The organism is Lentzea kentuckyensis, from assembly GCF_002150765.1.
In the GTDB taxonomy this organism is placed as follows: Bacteria; Actinomycetota; Actinomycetes; order Mycobacteriales; family Pseudonocardiaceae; genus Lentzea; species Lentzea kentuckyensis.
In genome coordinates, this window is record NZ_MUYM01000035.1 from 81,850 (window position 1) to 97,283 (window position 15,434).

11 protein-coding genes are annotated in these 15,434 nt (G+C 68.7%); 9 read left to right on the forward strand and 2 right to left on the reverse strand.

All coding sequences use genetic code 11. From position 1 onward, the window contains the following. Nucleotides 1-192 precede the first annotated feature (192 nt). The 7 genes from B0F77_RS18225 to mmuM all read left to right on the forward strand — a co-directional run bounded on the left by B0F77_RS18225 (nt 193) and on the right by mmuM (nt 10,106). A complete protein-coding gene (locus B0F77_RS18225; protein WP_086664113.1) occupies nt 193-3,069 on the forward strand; it encodes a glycoside hydrolase family 48 protein in 2,877 nt (958 codons plus the stop codon). A gap of 11 nt (nt 3,070-3,080) precedes the next feature. Next, nucleotides 3,081-4,325 (forward strand): lytic polysaccharide monooxygenase, encoded by a 1,245-nt coding sequence (locus tag B0F77_RS18230; RefSeq protein WP_211293856.1) that lies wholly within the window; start codon nt 3,081-3,083, stop codon nt 4,323-4,325. Beyond that, entirely contained in the window at nt 4,322-4,777 is a 456-nt protein-coding gene (locus B0F77_RS18235; RefSeq protein WP_086664114.1) for a hypothetical protein, read from the forward strand. The genes B0F77_RS18230 and B0F77_RS18235 overlap by 4 nt, the downstream gene beginning before the upstream one ends. A gap of 19 nt (nt 4,778-4,796) precedes the next feature. After that, a complete protein-coding gene (locus B0F77_RS18240) occupies nt 4,797-6,530 on the forward strand; it encodes a glycoside hydrolase family 6 protein (RefSeq protein WP_086664115.1) in 1,734 nt (577 codons plus the stop codon). Nucleotides 6,531-6,547: 17 nt separating this feature from the next. Beyond that, on the forward strand, nt 6,548-7,891 hold the full coding sequence (locus tag B0F77_RS18245) for an endo-1,4-beta-xylanase (RefSeq protein WP_086664116.1): 1,344 nt from the start codon (nt 6,548-6,550) through the stop codon (nt 7,889-7,891). 237 nt (nt 7,892-8,128) lie between these two features. Further along, the gene (locus B0F77_RS18250; RefSeq protein WP_086664117.1) at nt 8,129-9,160 is read left to right on the forward strand and encodes a LacI family DNA-binding transcriptional regulator; all 1,032 of its coding nucleotides are present in this window, start codon (nt 8,129-8,131) and stop codon (nt 9,158-9,160) included. Nucleotides 9,161-9,218: 58 nt separating this feature from the next. Beyond that, entirely contained in the window at nt 9,219-10,106 is an 888-nt protein-coding gene (gene mmuM, locus B0F77_RS18255; RefSeq protein ID WP_281252525.1) for a homocysteine S-methyltransferase, read from the forward strand. Nucleotides 10,107-10,172: 66 nt separating this feature from the next. Here mmuM and B0F77_RS18260 read toward each other — a convergent pair whose 3' ends face one another. Together B0F77_RS18260 and B0F77_RS18265 are read right to left on the reverse strand one after the other, a co-directional pair. Continuing rightward, nucleotides 10,173-11,678 carry an alpha/beta hydrolase gene (locus B0F77_RS18260; RefSeq protein WP_086664118.1) on the reverse strand — a complete coding sequence of 502 codons (1,506 nt, stop codon included), beginning with the start codon at nt 11,676-11,678 and terminating at the stop codon, nt 10,173-10,175. A 36-nt stretch (nt 11,679-11,714) separates the two neighbouring features. After that, a complete protein-coding gene (locus tag B0F77_RS18265; RefSeq protein WP_086664119.1) occupies nt 11,715-13,199 on the reverse strand; it encodes an alpha/beta hydrolase in 1,485 nt (494 codons plus the stop codon). A gap of 423 nt (nt 13,200-13,622) precedes the next feature. Here B0F77_RS18265 and B0F77_RS18270 point away from each other — a divergent pair, with 423 nt between their 5' ends. After that, nucleotides 13,623-14,606, forward strand: coding sequence for a ribose-phosphate diphosphokinase (locus B0F77_RS18270; protein WP_086664120.1), 984 nt, complete (start codon nt 13,623-13,625; stop codon nt 14,604-14,606). Between the two features lie 40 nt (nt 14,607-14,646). Continuing rightward, entirely contained in the window at nt 14,647-15,414 is a 768-nt protein-coding gene (locus B0F77_RS18275; protein ID WP_211293857.1) for a DUF427 domain-containing protein, read from the forward strand. Nucleotides 15,415-15,434: the final 20 nt, after the last annotated feature.

Here is a 15,434-nt window from a genome sequence, read left to right on the forward strand (position 1 = left end):
GATTCCACTCGAAGGGAGCAGTAAGAGGGTGGTATTAGGAACGAGCGGGCGAACACTCCCTGGCCTTCACGGCCTAGTGCCGAGCGCTGGGTGGCGGAACGATTACGCTCCGTGCCTCCACTTGGCCCACGTGACCCACGTTACAGTGCCGTGAAATCTGGGAGCGCTCCCAGGTGTCGAGAGGGCGGCGGCATGACTCGGCGAACAACGGCATTGACGGCTGCGGCGGTGATGATGATCGGTGGGGTGCCCGCGGTGGCGGCACCCCAAGCGATCGCCTGCACCGTCGCCTACCAAGTCACCAACGAGTGGGACAGCGGTTTCGGCGCCTCGGCGACGATCCGCAACGACGGTGACGTGCTGAACGGATGGAAACTCACCTGGACGTTCCCCGACGGCCAACGGGTGACGCAGGGCTGGAACGGCGTCTTCAGCCAGACCGGCGCGGTGGTGAGCGTGACCAATCCGGACTGGGCGCGCACGATCCCGGCGGGTGGCACGGCGCAGGTCGGCTTCAACGGCAGCAAGGGCTCGGCGAACCGGCCACCGACCGACTTCGCGGTCAACGGCGTGGCGTGCACCGGCCCCAACCAGCCGCCGTCCGTGGCGCTGACCGCGCCTGCCACGGGCGGCACCTACACCCTGCCCGCCACGATCCCGCTGGCGGCGACCGCGCAGGACACTGACGGCACCATCGCCAAGGTCGAGTTCTACGCGGGCGACCAGCTGATCGCGACGGACACCTCGGCTCCGTTCGACGGCAGCTGGACCACGGCACCGGCCGGTGACCACAGCATCACCGCGAGGGCGTACGACAACCGCGGCGCCGTCACGACATCCGCGCCGGCGGGGATCAAGGTGCTGGCGGGACCGGCGGTGCTGGCCACGCCGAGCACCCTGACCGTCCGGCAGGGCCAGACCGCCACCTTCGACGTCTCACTGGCGACCGCGCCGTCCCAGCCCGTCACCGTGACGATCGGTAGCAGCGGCAGCGCCGATCTCACGGTGACTCCCACCACGCTGACGTTCAGCGGCACGGCGAAGCAGACCGTCACGGTCACGTCGGCGAACAACGGCGGCGACCTCGCGACGGCCACGTTCACCGCCACCGCGACCGGACACACCCCTGCCTCGGTCGCGGTCCGGGAGATCTCGTCGTCCACATCGGACTTCAGCAAGGCGTTCCTCGACCAGTACGCCAAGATCAAGGATCCGGCGAGCGGCTACTTCCGCAAGTTCGGTGATCTGCTCGTGCCGTACCACTCGGTCGAGACGCTGATGGTCGAGGCACCGGACCACGGTCACCAGACCACGTCCGAGGCGTTCAGCTACTACCTGTGGCTGGAGGCGAGCTACGGCCGCCACACCGGCGACTGGGCGCCGTTCAAGTCCGCGTGGGCGTCGATGGAGAAGTTCATCATCCCGGCCAAGGCCGACCAGCCCACCAACGACAAGTACAACGCCTCGAAGCCCGCGACCTACGCGCCGGAGCACCCGCGGATGGACCGCTACCCGTCGCAGCTGGACTCGGGCACCCCGGTCGGCTCCGACCCGATCGCGGCCGAGCTGAAGTCCGCGTACGGCACGGATGACATCTACGGCATGCACTGGCTGCTCGACGTCGACAACACCTACGGCTTCGGCCGCTGCGGCGACGGCACCACGGCACCGGCGTACATCAACACCTACCAGCGCGGTTCGTCGGAGTCGGTGTGGGAGACCATCCCGCAGCCGTCCTGCGACACGTTCAAGCACGGTGGCCCCAACGGGTTCCTCGACCTGTTCACCAAGGACTCCTCCTACGCCAAGCAGTGGAAGTACACCAACGCGCCGGACGCGGACGCCCGCGCGGTGCAGGTGGCGCTGCTGGCCCAGCAGTGGGCCACGGCGCAGGGCAAGGGTGCTCAGATCGCGCCCGAGATCGCCAAGGCCGCGAAGATGGGCGACTACCTGCGCTACGCCATGTTCGACAAGTACTTCAAGCGCATCGGCAACTGCACGAGCCCGAGTTCCTGCCCCGGCGGCACGGGCAAGAGCAGCGAGCACTACCTGATGTCCTGGTACTACGCGTGGGGCGGCGCGACCGACACGAGCGCCGGCTGGGCGTGGCGCATCGGTGACGGTGCCTCGCACCAGGGCTACCAGAACCCGCTCGCGGCGTACGCGCTGTCGAACGTCCCGGCGCTCAAACCGCTCTCCGCAACGGGACAACAGGACTGGACCACCAGCCTGAACCGGCAGATGGAGCTGCTGCAGTGGCTCCAGTCGGCGGACGGTGGCCTCGCCGGTGGTGTCACGAACTCCTGGGAGGGCCAGTACGCCGCGCCTCCCGCGGGCACGCCGACGTTCTACGGCATGTTCTACGACGCCCACCCGGTGTGGCGCGACCCGCCGTCGAACCGCTGGTTCGGCTTCCAGGTGTGGGGTCTCGAGCGCACGGCGGCGCTCTACCGGATGACCGGGGACGCCCGCGCGAAGAAGATCCTCGACAAGTGGGTCACCTGGGCGCTCGCGAACACCACGACGGGCACGAACTTCCAGATCCCCGCGGACCTGGAGTGGACGGGCGTGCCGGACACGTGGAACGCGACCAACCCCGGCGCGAACGCGAACCTGCGGGTGCGCGTGGTCAACAAGAACCAGGACGTCGGTGTGGCCGCGTCCTACGCCAAGGTGCTGCTGAACTACGCGGCCAAGTCCGGGCACGCCCAGGCGAAGGCCACCGGTGAAGCGCTTCTCACCGCGTTGCTGTCGCACCAGGACAGCGTCGGCATCGCCACGCCGGAGACCCGCACGGACTACAACCGCTTCGACGACGTCTACAACGCGTCGAACGGCGAAGGCCCGTACGTGCCGCCGGGCTGGACCGGGAAGATGCCCAACGGCGACCAGATCGGCCAGGGCAGCACGTTCCTGTCGATGCGGTCGATGTTCCGCAACGACCCGCAGTGGCCCAAGGTCCAGTCCTATCTGGACGGTGGTCCGGCACCGACGTTCACCTACCACCGGTTCTGGGCCCAGGCGGAGATCGCCACCGCATTCTCCCTGCACACCGAGCTCTTCGGCTGAGGAGTACCGACATGAGGAAACGCTTGGCCTTCCTGACGGTGGCCGCCTGTACGGCCGCGGTCCTGGTGAACACCGGCGGCACCGCGGTGGCGCACGGTTCGATGACGTGGCCCGGCAGCCGCACCTACCGCTGCTACGAGGACGGCCGCGCCGGTAGCGGTGGCGGCGACATCCAGCCCACCAACCCCGCGTGCATCGCGGCGGTCGCCCAGGGCGGGAAGCAGCCGTTGTGGGACTGGTTCGGCAACCTGATCAGCAACGCGGCCGGCCGGCACCGGGAGATCATCCCGGACGGCAAGCTGTGCGGTCCCACCACGAAGTACGACGCCTACAACCTCCCCCGCGCGGACTGGCCGGTCACGCAGCTCACCGCCAACTCGACGGTGACCTTCCGGTACAACGCGTGGGCGCCGCACCCCGGCACCTGGGAGCAGTACGTGACCAAGGACGGTTTCGACGTCACGAAACCGTTGAAGTGGTCCGATCTGGAGCCCTTCGACAAGATCACCAACCCGCCGCTGGCGAACGGTGAGTACAGCTGGCAGGTCAGGCTGCCGAACAAGTCCGGCCGGCACATCATCTACTCGACCTGGACGCGTTCGGACAGCCCGGAGGCCTTCTACAGCTGTTCCGACGTCATGTTCGGCGGCGGCGTGCCGGACGCGCAGCCGCCCACCGCGCCGGGGACACCGGTCGCGTCCGCGATCACCGGCAGTTCCGTGAAGCTCGACTGGCCGGCGGCCACGGACAACGTGGGAGTCACGAGCTACCGCGTGCAGAACGGCAGCCAGGTGGTGGCGACCTCGGGCACCAACTCCGCGACGGTCACCGGGCTCACCGCGAACACCGACTACAGCCTGAACGTGGTCGCGGTGGACGCGGCGGGCAACGTCTCACCGGCATCGCCGAGCGTGGCGGTGAGAACCGGCACCGTCGGGACGTGTTCGGTGGCGTACACCAAACCGAGCACGTGGAACGGTGGCTTCACGGCGAACGTGAAGATCACCAACGCCGGTACGTCCGCGATCTCCGCCTGGCAGCTCGTCTGGGACTTCCCAGCCGGGCAGACCCTCGCGCAGGCCTGGTCGTCGACGGTCACCGTGGCCGACGGCAAAGCGACCGCGAAGGGCGCGTCGTACAACGCCGACGTGCCGGCCGGTGGGTCGGTGAACTTCGGGTTCAACGTCAACACCACCGGTGCGGTGACGGACCCGGCGTCGTTCACGCTCAACGGCTCGGCCTGTTCCACAGGGTGAAGAGGGCACTGATCGCCCTCCTGGTGGTGGGTTCGGTCGCGTGCGCCCTCCTCGTCGCACGCGCCGACCCCGCCCCGGACCTGACCAAGGGCGTCGACGGGATCGCGGCGTGGCTCAACGACCTGACCGGTGAATGCGTGAAAGTCCAGCGGGACAACGACTTCACGTCGTTCGCCGGACCGGTCAGGGCGAAGGTCTACGAGCCGTTCGTCGCGGAGTGGGGCACGTGCACGAAGGAGCCCTACCAGCGGTTGGGACTCATCGTGCTGCGCCCCGGGATCGACGAGGCCTGGCTCAGGGCGTTGACGAACGGCGAGGTCCGGGGAGATCCGGACCTCGCGTTCGGCGACGGGTTCGCCCTCACCGGCTCGATCGGCATGGAACACCTAGGACTGCGACGGCTCGAGTGCACAGCTGGTGCGTGCTCGTTCGTCCAGATAGAACACCATTAACAGAAGGAGATCCGGGACAATGACGTTCATCGGACGAAGGCGGTGGGCCACTGCGGGAGTGGTGGCCGCCACTGCCGTCGCCACAGCGGGGATCGCGCTGAGCGCGCCCTCCGCCGGCGCCGCACCCGGCTGTCGCGTGGACTACACCGCGAGCAACTGGGGTGGTGGTGGCTTCGGCGGCAAGGTGAAGATCACCAACCTCGGTGACGCGGTGTCCTCGTGGACCCTGAAGTTCACGTTCCCGGGGACGCAGAAGGTGTCCCAGGGCTGGAGCGCCAACTGGTCCCAGTCGGGCGCGGACGTGACCGCCACGAGCATGTCGTGGAACGGCAACCTGGGCACCGGCGGGTCGACCGAGATCGGCTTCAACGGCAGCTACACGGGTTCCACCAACACCGACCCGGCGTCGTTCTCCTTGAACGGCACGGTGTGCACGGGTCAGCAACCGCCGACCTCGACCACGACGACCACCACCACGGGCAACCCTCCGAACCCCGGCAACCGCGTCGACAACCCGTACGCGAACGCGAAGGTCTACGTGAACGCGGACTGGTCGGCGAAGGCGAATGCCGAACCGGGTGGCTCGCGGATCGCGAACCAGCCCACCGGCGTGTGGTTGGACCGGATCGCGGCGATCAACGGCACCACGGGCGCGCGCGGACTGGTCGCCCACCTCGACGACGCGGTGCGCCAGGCGGCGGGCTCACCACTCGTCATCCAGCTGGTGATCTACAACCTGCCGGGCCGGGACTGCTCGGCGCTGGCGTCCAACGGTGAGCTCAAGGCCACCGAGATCGACCGGTACAAGACCGAGTACATCGACCCGATCGCGGCGATCCTCGCCAGGCCCGCCTACGCGAACCTGCGCATCGTCAACGTGGTCGAGATCGACTCGCTGCCGAACCTGATCACCAACGTCACGCCGCGGCCGACGTTCACGCCGCAGTGCGACGTGATGAAGGCCAACGGCAACTACATCACCGGTGTCGGTTACGCGCTCGCGAAGCTCGGTGCGGTGCCGAACGTCTACAACTACCTCGACATCGGCCACCACGGCTGGCTGGGCTGGGACGACAACTTCGGCCCGACGGCCGAGCTGCTCTTCCAGGCGGCCAACGCCCAGGGCAGCACCAAGGCCAACGTGCACGGCTTCATCGCCAACACGGCGAACTACGGCATCCTGAAGGAGCCGTACTTCAAGATCGACGACAACATCAACGGCGAGGTCGTCCGCGAGAAGGCCAAGTGGGTCGACTGGAACCGCTACATCGACGAGCTCGGCTACGCGCAGGCGTTCCGGCAGCGCGCGGTCCAGGCGGGTTTCGACGCCGGGGTCGGCATGCTGATCGACACCAGCCGCAACGGCTGGGGCGGCGCGGCCCGACCGACCGGACCCGGCCCGCGCACGACGGCGGACGCGTACGTCAACGGCGGCCGGCTCGACCGGCGCATCCACCTCGGCAACTGGTGCAACCAGTCCGGTGCGGGCATCGGCGAACGCCCGAAGGCGGCGCCGGAGAGCGGCATCGACGCCTACGTGTGGATCAAGCCGCCGGGTGAGTCCGACGGCGCGAGCAAGGAGATCCCGAACAACGAGGGCAAGGGCTTCGACCGGATGTGCGACCCCACGTACACCGGCAACCCGCGCAACGGCAACAGCATGTCCGGCTCGCTGGCCGACGCCCCGCTGTCCGGCCACTGGTTCTCCGCGCAGTTCCAGGAGCTCATGCGCAACGCGTACCCGGCCCTCTAGAAAGGACAGACGCGCACATGCAACGTCTCTTCTGTGCGCTTGTCCTGCTGCTGTCCGCCGTCGTCGTCGCCTCCCCGGCGGCGACGGCGGCGGCGGAGCCGGGCGGGCCGTGCAAGGTCGCCTACAGCGTCCCGAGCGACTGGTACTCCGGGTTCACCGGCGCGGTGTCCATCACGAACACCGGCAGCACACCGATCAACGGGTGGACGCTCACGTTCTCCTTCCCCGGCAACCAGAGGATCACCCACGGCTGGAACGCGACGTGGAGCCAGACCTCGGCCACCGCGCTCGACTGGAACAGGACCATCGCACCCGGAGCGACGCTGAGCGGGCTCGGGTTCAACGCCACCTACAGCGGCACGAACAGCCCGCCCGCCGAGTTCCGGCTCAACGGCCAGCTGTGCAACGGGACTGCTCCCGTCGCGAAGCCGCTGCGGGACTTGGCCGCGGCCAAGAACAAGTACTTCGGCAGTGCCATGACCGTGTCCGAACTGGAGGACACCCAGAACCGTGAGCTGACCGCACGCGAGGCCGGCGTCATCACCGTCGGAAACGAGATGAAGTGGGACGCCACCGAACCCTCTCGTGGTCAGTTCACGTTCACCGGCGGCGACCGCATTTCGGCGGGTGCGGTCGCCGCCGGCCAACGCCTGCGCGGGCACACCCTGGTGTGGCACAACCAAACCCCGCAGTGGGTGCAGAACCTGCCCGCGGACCAGTTGCGGCAGGCGATGCTCGACCACATCAGCGCCGTGGCGGGTCACTACCGGGGCAAGGTGTTCGCCTGGGACGTCGTCAACGAGGCGTTCGAGGACAACGGCACGCGTCGGCAGTCGTTCTGGCAGCAGAAGCTCGGCGACGGTTACATCGCCGAGGCGTTCCGCGCGGCGCGGGCCGCCGATCCGGACGCCAAGCTGTACTACAACGACTACAACACCGACGGGCTCGGCGCGAAGAGTGACGCCGTGTACGAGCTGGTGCGGTCGTTCAAGCAGCAGGGCGTGCCGATCGACGGCGTCGGGTTCCAGGCGCATCTGCTGTTGGGCGGGGTGCCGTCCTCGATGCAGCAGAACCTGCAGCGGTTCGCGGACCTCGGCGTGGACGTCGCGATCACCGAGCTGGACGTGCGCATGAACCTGCCGGCGGACTCCGCCAAGCTCGCGGTTCAGGCCACGGACTACGCGGCGGTGGCTCGTGCCTGCCTCGCCGTGGCGCGGTGCGTGGGGATGACGACGTGGTCGCTTTCCGACAAGCACTCGTGGATCCCGTCGGTGTTCCCGGGGGAGGGGGCCGCACTGCCGTTCGACGCGGCGTTCGCTCCCAAACCGGCCTACCAGGCGCTCGTTACGGCCTTCAGTTGACCGTGTGATGTGAACGTGCTCACGCTCCGTGTCGGCCACGATTTCCGGCCCGGAGCGTGGGCGCAGGCCCGTTGAGCTGCACAGGGCTTTTGTTCAGGAACTTTACCAAAGCCGTGATTCGTCTGGACCACGGAAAACAAACAATGTTAACGCGAACATTACCCTTGAGTTCACCTGAACGTGCTCCCTATCGTGGCGGGACACATCGGGTGAAGTGGGTTCGCGAGAGGGGTCGGTGTGGTCACCATCGCGGACGTCGCACGACACGCGGGTGTTGCCCCGAGCACTGTCTCGTACGTGCTCACGGGCAAGCGGTCGATCTCGGCGGACACCAAGTCGAGGGTGCGCGAGAGCATCAGGGCGCTGGGCTACCACCCGCACGCGGGTGAGCGCACGCTCAGCGCGGGCCGGGCGAACGTGATCGGGCTGGTGCTGCCTCTGCGCGCCGGCCTGCACCTCCCGGTCATGATGCGGTTCGTCACCGCGGCCGTCACGGCCGCCCGCAGACACGACATGGACGTGCTCCTCATGACCGCCGAGCACGGCGCCTCCGCCCTGCGCAAGGCCGCGGACGGTGCCCTGGCCGACGGCTTCCTGGTGATGGACGTGGAGATGGACGACGACCGCGTGCCACTGCTGCGCGAGCTCGCCAAGCCGTCCGTCCTCATCGGACACCCAGCGGCCACCAAGGGCCTCACCTGCGTGGACCTGGACTTCGAGGCGGCCGGCGCGAAATGCGTCGACCACCTCGCCGACCTGGGCCACCGCTCGATCGGCTTCCTCGGCGCACCGAGCGCCGTGTACCGCCGCAACACCGGCTTCGCCCACCGCGCGATGGCGGGCTTCAGCGCCGCGGCCATGCGCCGCGGCATCGCCACCACCGCCATGCCGGCGGACGAGGACTACGAGTCGGTGCTGAGGTCGGTGCAGGCGCTGATCCGTGCCCATCCGGCCATGACCGCCCTGGTGGTGCACAACGACGCCGCGCTGCCGTGGGTGAGCTCCTGCCTGCGCGCGTCCGGCCGAAAGGTGCCCGGCGACGTGGCCGTGGTGGCGATCTGCCCGGACGAGCTGGCCGAGCAGGTGTCGCCCCCGCTGAGCTCGGTGCGGCTGCCGGTGGACGAGCTGGGCCGGCACGCGGTGGAGCTCCTGGTGGGCAAGCTCGAAGGACGCGCGGTGCCGCCACTGCTGTTGCTGCCGCCGCGCTTGCTGCGCCGGGTGAGCACGCCGGAACTGCCGTCGCCCCGGCTGGGCGCGGCGTCGGGCTGACCAGTCAACTCGCTGGTCGTGGCGGCCGCGACTTCGGGCTGACCGTAGAATCGCCGGGGTGGAACTGAGGAACGCCTTGGCGCAGCGAGTGGTCGTCCTCGACGGCGGCATGTCGACGGCACTGGAACTGGCCGGGCACGACCTGTCCGACGCGTTGTGGTCGGGCCGGCTGCTGCTGTCCGATCCGGACGCCGTGCGTGACGCGCACCTGGCGTTCTACCGCGCCGGCGCCGAGGTTGCCATCACGGCCAGCTACCAGGTGACGTTCGACGGGTTCGCCCGGCACGGCATCGGCGCCGAGGAGACCGCGCGGCTGTTGCGCGCCAGTGTGTCGCTGGCTCGGTCCGCTGCCTCCGATGTGGACGGACAGCGCTGGGTCGCGGCCTCGGTCGGGCCCTACGGCGCGATGCTCGCGGACGGTTCGGAGTACCGCGGCCGCTACGGGTTGAGCAAGCAGGAGCTGGTGGAGTTCCACCGGCCGCGCATCGAGGTGCTGGCGGAGGCGGAGCCGGACGTGCTCGCCGTCGAGACCATTCCCGATGTCGACGAGGCCGAGGCGGTGCTGGAGGTCGTCCGGGGCAGCGGCGTGCCGGTGTGGCTGTCCTACAGCATTCGTGGCGACCGCACGTGCGCCGGGCAGTCGCTGGAGGAGGCGTTCGAGGTGGCCGCGGGCATCGACGAGGTGGTCGCGGTGGGCGTGAACTGTTGCGCGCCCGAGGACGTCGCGGCCGCCGTGACCGCCGCCGGGAAGACCGGGCTGCCTGTGGTGGTGTACCCGAACAGCGGCGAGGAGTGGGACGCGCACGAGCGTGCGTGGACCGGCGACGGCACGGGGTTCACCGCGCTGGCGGCGGAGTGGGCCGGCGACGGCGCCAGGCTGGTCGGCGGATGTTGCCGGACCGGCCCGGACGCCATCGAGGTGCTCGCACGAGCCCTCACCAGCTGAGCAGCGGGGGCTGAGGGCGTCTGCAAGTACCACCAACCGGTGGGTTGGTGGTACTTGCAGACGTTGTCACCGGTGCGTGGGCTTGAACAGCGGTTCGGCTGAAGCAGCCACCGCGGGCAGGAACGGGTTCGGGTTCGCCGGGCACACGGTGCCGACGGGTGGCAACGTGCCGTTGAGCAGGTATGCGTTCGTGTGGTCGGTGGCGCACTTGCTCACGCCATACGCCGTGTGTCCCCAACCCGCGTAGGAGAGCAGGCGGCTGCCGGCGATCTGGCGGTTCACGGCCTGTGCGCCGCGATAGTCCGTGACGCCGTCGAAGTAGTTGCCCACCACCAGAACCGGCGCGTTCGTGCGGGTGCGCCACGGGCCGTTGTAGCGGTCGTGGTTCACGGGCCAGTTCGCGCACGCCGCGTTGCCCCACCACCACGCCGGGCCGAACTCCGAACCCGCTGCGGCGTAACGGGCAGTCGCACGGTACGCACCGAAGTCACGCGGGAACTCGATGTCCGCGCACACGTTGCCGTTGTAGGCGTCGAACCCGTTGGGGTAATCCGGTTCCGCCGCAACGGAAACCGAACGACCCTCCACCGCGAGACCCGCGGCCGCGTCGGACAGCTGGTCGAAGAGCACCGCCGCGTCCGGCCAGTCGCCCGGCGAGTACATCGCGCCGAGCGCGGCGTTGATCACCGCGTCGTAGGTGTAGACCTGGTCGCCGAGCTGGATCGGCTTGGCCCGCACAGAGGCGAGCAACGCGTCCCAGCGCTGCTCCGACCGCGGGCCGAACACGCACGCCGCCTCGTCGCAGTTGCGCAGGAACTCGCGGAACTCCTCCTTGGTCGCGATCCGGTCGGACTCGATCTGCCGTCCGCTCGACCACAGCTCGGGGTTGAGCACGCCGTCGACGACCAGGGCGCGGATGTTGTTCGGGAACATGTTCGCGTAGGTCGCGCCGAGGAACGAGCCGTACGAGAAGCCCAGGTACGAGATCTTGCGGTCACCGACGGCGCGGCGCAGCAGGTCCATGTCCCGCACGACGTCCGCGGTGCTCATGTGCTGTGCGATCGGCTGGTCGTCGCGGCACTCCGGGCCGAGCGAGCGGTAGCGGTCGAAGTACGGCCGCTCCTGCGCCGCCTGGTACGGGAAGCCGGGCACGCCCTCGAAGAACTTGTCGAGGTCCGCCTCGCTGGCGAAGCAGTGCAGCGGATCCGACCGCCCGATCCCGCGCGGGTCGAAGCCGACGATGTCGAACCGGCCTTCCAGGTTCGCCGACAGCCTGGTGCCGGCGCCGAGCGCGAAGTCCACCCCGGACCCGCCCGGTCCGCCTGGGTTGAGGAACAACGACCCGATCCGGCGGGCCTGGTCCGTCGCGGGTTTGCGCGCCAGCGCGACGGAGGTGGTCGCGCCGCGCGGGTGGTCGTAGTCCAGCGGCACCTCGACGGAGGCGCACTCGAAGCCGGGGTGTTCCGGTCCGCACGCCTGCCAGTTGATTCGCGGCACCCCGTTGTCGGCCAGCGCGACGGGCGCACCGGTGAGCAGGAGTGCGGCCGCCGCGGCGAGCACGGTGATTCGCATCGACAAGCTCCCCTCTTGTCCGCAGACGCGCCATTCCTACCTGCTGACGCGTCCCGGCGTCGACCGACGAAAGTCGCGTTCGGCCAAATGGGACGCACGGTCGGAGAACGGGTTCGGGTTCGCCGGGCACACGGTCCCGACCGGTGGCAACGCGCCGTTGAGCAGGTACTCGTGGATGTAGTCGATGGAGCACTGACTGCGCCGGTACGCGATGTGCCCCCAACCCGCGTACGCCAGCAAACGGCTGTTCGGCAACTGCTCAGCAACGGCTTGTGCGCCTGCGAAGTCCGTCGAGCCGTCGTAGTAGGTGCCCACCACCAGTACAGGCGCGGAAGTGCGGGCACGCCATGGTCCGGTGTAGCGGTCCTCGTTCACCGGCCAGTCCGCACACGCACTGGTGCTCCACCACCAGTAGGGCCCGAACTCCGAACCCGCTGCGGCGTACCGGGAGACCGCCCGGTACGCGCCGAAGGTGCGCGGGAACTCGATGTCCGCGCACATGTTGCCGAGGTTCGCGTCGAAGAAGTTGTCGTAAACCGGCTCAGCAGCGGCCAACGTGCCCGCGGCCGCGTCGGACAGCTGGTCCAGCAAGGAAGCCACGTCGGTCCACCTCTCGGAGGCGTACCCGGCGAAGAGACCCGCCTCGATCACACGGTCGTAGGTCCACACCTCACCGTTGAGCGTGATCGGCTTGGTGCGCACCGAGGCGAGCAACGCGTCCCAGCGCTTCGAAGACTGCGGGCCGAACACGCAGGCGGCCTCGTCACAGAGCCGGAAGAACTCGTCGAGGACCTTGCGAGCCGCGACCCGGTCCGACTCGATCTGCCGCCCTCTCGACCACAGCTCGGGGTTGAGCACGCCGTCGACGACCAGGGCGCGGATGTTGTTCGGGAACATGTTCGCGTACGTCGTGCCGAGGTACGAGCCGTACGAGTGGCCGAAGTAGGTGATCTTGCGGTCGCCGAGTGCGCGGCGCAGCAGGTCCAAGTCGCGTGCGACGTCCGCGGTGCTCATGTGCCGTGCGATCGGCTTGTCGCACTTGGCGGCCAGCGAGCGGTACCTGTCGAAGAAGGGCCGCTCCTGCGCCGCCTCGTACGGGAAGATCGGCCCGGCCGCCAGGAACCGCGCCCGTTCCTGGTCGTTCGCGAAGCACCGCAACGGATCCGATCTGCCGATCCCGCGCGGGTCGAAGCCCACGACGTCGAACCGGCCCTGTGTGCCCGCCGACATCCTGTTCCCGAAGAACCAGGTGGCCTCGACACCGGACGCGCCGGGCCCGCCGGGGTTGAACAGCAACGACCCGATGCGCCGTGCCCTGTCGGTGGCGGGCTTGCGCGTCAACGCCACCGTGGTCGTCGCACCGCCCGGTTGGTCGTGGTCGAGCGGCACGGTGAACGTCGCGCACTCGAAGTCAGGACGTTCCGGCCCGCACGTCGACCACTCGATCGACGGAGTCGCGTGGGCCACCGGTACGGGGACGATCAGGAGCGCGACCACGGCGCCGAGCAGGGGGAGACGCATGCGGCCTTCATATCCGCTGTCAATCCGGCCGTCGATGCTTTTGGCGAACTCCCAGGCGGTCGGCGATCTGGTCGTGGATGGGAGTGCTCATCACGATCGGGCCCGGAGGCGGTACCGGCGGTGTCGGTCCGGGGGTGTCCTGGTCTGCAGGCATGTGAGGAGGGTAGGCATGGTCATTGACCCCTCAAGCACGCTGATCAAGAAATCACACTCGACATACCCCATGAGGTGAATCGGAATCAGCCGATCTATACCGAGGGTACGAGTCAACCCCTGCTATGTGACTACCTGTGGGTGTGCCCGATGTGATTACACAAATTTCCCCAGCAACGTGGAATCTCACCGGCCGGACACGCCGTTGCCTGATCTCGTGGCAATGCTGAACGATCGGGTTCATCGCCGGACGAACCTGGAGCGTGGACGATGGTCAGCGGCAAACCGGGAGTGGCCAAGCGCCAGCTCATCCTGCTCACCGGCAGGGCGCACCCGGAACTCGCGGAGGCGGTGGCCAAGCACCTCGGCGTCGCGATCACCCCGCAGGCGGCCTACGACTTCGCGAGCGGCGAGATCTTCGTGCGGTTCGAGGAGTCGGTGCGGGGCGCGGACGCGTTCGTGATGCAGAGCCACACCGCGCCGGTGAACGACTGGCTGATGGAACAGCTGCTGATGGTCGACGCCCTCAAACGCGCCTCGGCGAAGCGGATCACCGCCGTGGTGCCCTCGTACCCGTACGCGCGGCAGGACCGCAAGTACGCCGGCCGGGAACCCGTCTCGGCCCGGCTCGTCGCGGACATGTTCAAGACCGCCGGCGCCGACCGCATCGTGACCGTCGACCTGCACACCGCGCAGGCGCAGGGTTTCTTCGACGGCCCGGTGGACCACCTGCACGCGATGTGGCTGCTCACCGACCACGTCCGCGCGCACTACCAGGGCGAGAACCTCGCGATCGTCTCGCCGGACGCTGGCCGCACCCGGCTCGCCGAGAAGTGGGCGGACCTGCTCGGCGGCTGCCCGATCGCCTTCATCCACAAGACGCGGGACCCGTTGCGTCCCAACGAGATCATGGCCAACCGGGTCGTGGGCGACGTCGAGGGACGCACCTGCGTCGTGGTGGACGACATGATCGACACCGCGATGACGAGCACGACGGCGGCGAGGCAGCTGCTGGAGCAGGGCGCGAAGGACGTCGTCCTGGTGGCCACGCACGGTGTGCTGTCCGGCGACGCCCACGACCGGCTCGTCGCCAGCAAGGCGCGCGAGGTGATCCTCACCGACACCCTGCCGATCCCGCCCGAGAAGCGGTTCCCCGGCCTGACCGTGCTGAGCATCGCACCGCTGCTCGCGCGGGCGATCCAGGAGGTCTTCGAGGACGGGTCGGTGACCAGTCTGTTCGACGGCAACGCTTGACGCGGGAAGCGATGCCCGCCGTCCCGTGTTGGTATGTGACATGGGCGACGACATGGGAAACACCGCGCAGCGTGGCCGGGTTCGGGTCGAGAACTCGGCGAAGCGAGTGCGCACGTACTTCGGTGGCGAACTGGTCGCGGACGCGACGACGCCACGTCTCGTCTGGGAGATCCCGTACTACCCGGCCTACTACCTGCCGCTGTCCTCCGTGCGCGTCGAGCTGAAGCCGACGGGGGAGACCAAGCACTCGCCGAGCAGGGGCGACGGCGTGCTCCACGACGTCGTCACGGCGGGAGGCACGGCCGAGGGCGCGGCGCTGGTCTACCCGGACTCGCCGATCGAGGAGCTGCGCGACCTCGTCCGGTTCGAGTTCGCCGCCATGGACGAGTGGCTCGAAGAGGACGAGCCCATCTACGTCCACCCGCGTGACCCGTACAAGCGCGTCGACGTGCTGAACAGCTCACGGCACGTGCGCGTGGCGCTCGACGGGGTGACGCTGGCGGCGTCGTCGCAGCCGCGCATCCTGTTCGAGACGAGCCTTCCACCGCGGTTCTACCTGCCCTTGAGCGACGTTCGATTCGATCTGCTCAGGCCGTCTGACACCCGGACGGAGTGTCCCTACAAGGGCACGGCCACGTACTGGTCGGTCGAGGTGAACGGCGTTGTGCACGACGACCTCGTGTGGATCTACCGGTCACCGCTGCCGGAGAGTCAGAAGGTGGCGGGGCTCGCGTGCTTCTACAGCGAGCGCGTCGACCTCTTCGTCGACGGCGAGCTCCAGGCGAAGCCGAAGACGCCCTGGTCGTAGCCACTCACAGCGAGTCGTAC